We start from the raw sequence: 2,781 nt of genomic DNA on the forward strand, positions 1-2,781 counted from the left end.
GCTAGATCACCCGGTTTCGGGTCTAATCCGACGAACTGAACGCCCTGTTCAGACTCGCTTTCGCTGCGCCTACACCTACCGGCTTAAGCTTGCTCGTCAGATTAAGTCGCTGACCCATTATACAAAAGGTACGCGGTCACCCAGGACGAACCTTGAGCTCCCACTGTTTGTAAGCATTCGGTTTCAGGTGCTGTTTCACTCCCCTCGTCGGGGTGCTTTTCACCTTTCCCTCACGGTACTTGTTCACTATCGGTCGCTGAGGAGTACTTAGGCTTGGAGGGTGGTCCCCCCACGTTCAGACAGGATTTCACGTGTCCCGCCTTACTCATGTCCCAACTGTTCGCAGATCCGTACGGGGCTATCACCCATTAATGCGTGGTTTCCCAACCACTTCCGGTAACTTACAGTCAGGCACTGGCCTGGTCCGCGTTCGCTCGCCACTACTAACGGAGTCTCGTTGATGTCCTTTCCTCCAGGTACTTAGATGTTTCAGTTCCCTGGGTTAGCTTTGAACCCCTATGTATTCAGAGTTCAATACCTTCTTGTGATCTCTGTTAGCTCAAAAACAGACCCGAAAGCCTGTCCTTGGAATAACAGAGATCGAAGGTGGGTTTCCCCATTCGGAAATCCGCGGATCAAAGCTCATTCGCAGCTCCCCACGGCTTATCGCAGCGTATCACGTCCTTCATCGCCTCTCAGCGCCAAGGCATCCACCGAATGCTCTTAAGGCACTTGATCGTTCTCATGATCGATGTCCGCGAAACAAATTCGCTGAACATATGATCAGAAAGACCATTTATGCTTGCCGAATGTACCCGATTTAACAGAAGCCGATRGTGTCGGACATTCCGCTCGCTGCAGGATGAGCAGCTCTCGAATACATTCCCTCTTCACAATGACAAACAGCAGCGTAACCATCGTTGCCGATGATGACGAAACTTGAATACTTTCCGGATTTGGTGGAGCCAGACGGGATCGAACCGACGACCTGAAGCTTGCAAAGCTACCGCTCTCCCAACTGAGCTATGGCCCCTTTTGGGTAAAGTGACGCGCCATCAGGCGCGGCGGCCGGTCGGCCTTGCGAGCCCAGGGGCTCGAAGAAACCGCGGCTCGTCGGAGAGCTCGGCGCTCGATGACTGGTGGGCCTGGGAGGATTTGAACCTCCGACCTCACGCTTATCAAGCGCGCGCTCTAACCAACTGAGCTACAGGCCCAAGGCAAATCGATCCCAAGATCGACCGGCCAAAGCCTGGCTTGGCCCAGAATGCCCGGAGACAAGGACCCATGTCCAAGTCGATCCAGCGCATTCGCCCGGAAAGAGAAAGAGAAACGAAGACGGCAAGTTCCGCATGTTGGGACCTGATCTGGTCCCTTTGTTCTGAAGAGAGGTCGATACGAAGCAAGCTTCGTGAAGTCCTCTACCTTAGAAAGGAGGTGATCCAGCCGCAGGTTCCCCTACGGCTACCTTGTTACGACTTCACCCCAGTCGCTGAGCCTACCGTGGTCGCCTGCCTCCTTGCGGTTAGCGTAACGCCTTCGGGTAAACCCAACTCCCATGGTGTGACGGTTCGCTGCCCATTGTCACCGCCATTGTAGCACGTGTGTAGCCCAGCCTGTAAGGGCCATGAGGACTTGACGTCATCCCCACCTTCCTCGCGGCTTATCACCGGCAGTCCCCCTAGAGTTCCCAACTGAATGATGGCAACTAGGGGCGAGGGTTGCGCTCGTTGCGGGACTTAACCCAACATCTCACGACACGAGCTGACGACAGCCATGCAGCACCTGTGTTCCGGCCAGCCGAACTGAAGAAAGACATCTCTGTCGATCAAACCGGACATGTCAAAAGCTGGTAAGGTTCTGCGCGTTGCTTCGAATTAAACCACATGCTCCACCGCTTGTGCGGGCCCCCGTCAATTCCTTTGAGTTTTAATCTTGCGACCGTACTCCCCAGGCGGAATGCTTAAAGCGTTAGCTGCGCCACTGAAGAGCAAGCTCCCCAACGGCTGGCATTCATCGTTTACGGCGTGGACTACCAGGGTATCTAATCCTGTTTGCTCCCCACGCTTTCGCGCCTCAGCGTCAGTATCGGACCAGTTGGCCGCCTTCGCCACTGGTGTTCTTGCGAATATCTACGAATTTCACCTCTACACTCGCAGTTCCACCAACCTCTTCCGAACTCAAGACTCCCAGTATCGAAGGCAATTCCAGGGTTGAGCCCTGGGCTTTCACCCCCGACTTAAAAGTCCGCCTACGCGCCCTTTACGCCCAGTGATTCCGAGCAACGCTAGCCCCCTTCGTATTACCGCGGCTGCTGGCACGAAGTTAGCCGGGGCTTATTCTTCCGGTACAGTCATTATCTTCCCGGACAAAAGAGCTTTACAACCCTAAGGCCTTCATCACTCACGCGGCATGGCTGGATCAGGCTTGCGCCCATTGTCCAATATTCCCCACTGCTGCCTCCCGTAGGAGTTTGGGCCGTGTCTCAGTCCCAATGTGGCTGATCATCCTCTCAGACCAGCTACTGATCGTCGCCTTGGTGAGCCATTACCTCACCAACTAGCTAATCAGACGCGGGCCGATCTATCGGCGATGAATCTTTCCCCCGAAGGGCGTATCCGGTATTAGTCCAAGTTTCCCTGAATTATTCCGAACCGAAAGGTACGTTCCCACGTGTTACTCACCCGTCTGCCACTAGCACCGAAGTGCCCGTTCGACTTGCATGTGTTAAGCCTGCCGCCAGCGTTCGCTCTGAGCCAGGATCAAACTCTCAGATTGGATGAG

2 tRNA genes and 2 rRNA genes (1 of these 4 running past the window's edge) are annotated in these 2,781 nt (G+C 54.7%); all 4 read right to left on the reverse strand.

Features of this window, described 5'->3' with window-relative positions:
• A 23S ribosomal RNA gene (locus tag AC1DEZ_RS27585) occupies positions 1 to 738 on the reverse strand; it reaches 2,069 nt to the left of the window's first position.
• A 219-nt stretch (positions 739 to 957) separates the two neighbouring features.
• Positions 958 to 1,033 (reverse strand) — tRNA-Ala (locus AC1DEZ_RS27590).
• Positions 1,034 to 1,137: 104 nt separating this feature from the next.
• Positions 1,138 to 1,214: transfer RNA gene (locus AC1DEZ_RS27595), tRNA-Ile, on the reverse strand.
• A gap of 213 nt (positions 1,215 to 1,427) precedes the next feature.
• Positions 1,428 to 2,775: ribosomal RNA gene (locus tag AC1DEZ_RS27600) — 16S ribosomal RNA — on the reverse strand.
• Together the 16S and 23S rRNA genes with 2 tRNA genes alongside form the textbook arrangement of a ribosomal RNA operon.
• Positions 2,776 to 2,781: the final 6 nt, after the last annotated feature.

The sequence above is a fragment of the Allobosea sp. 10L422 genome, from assembly GCF_056395345.1.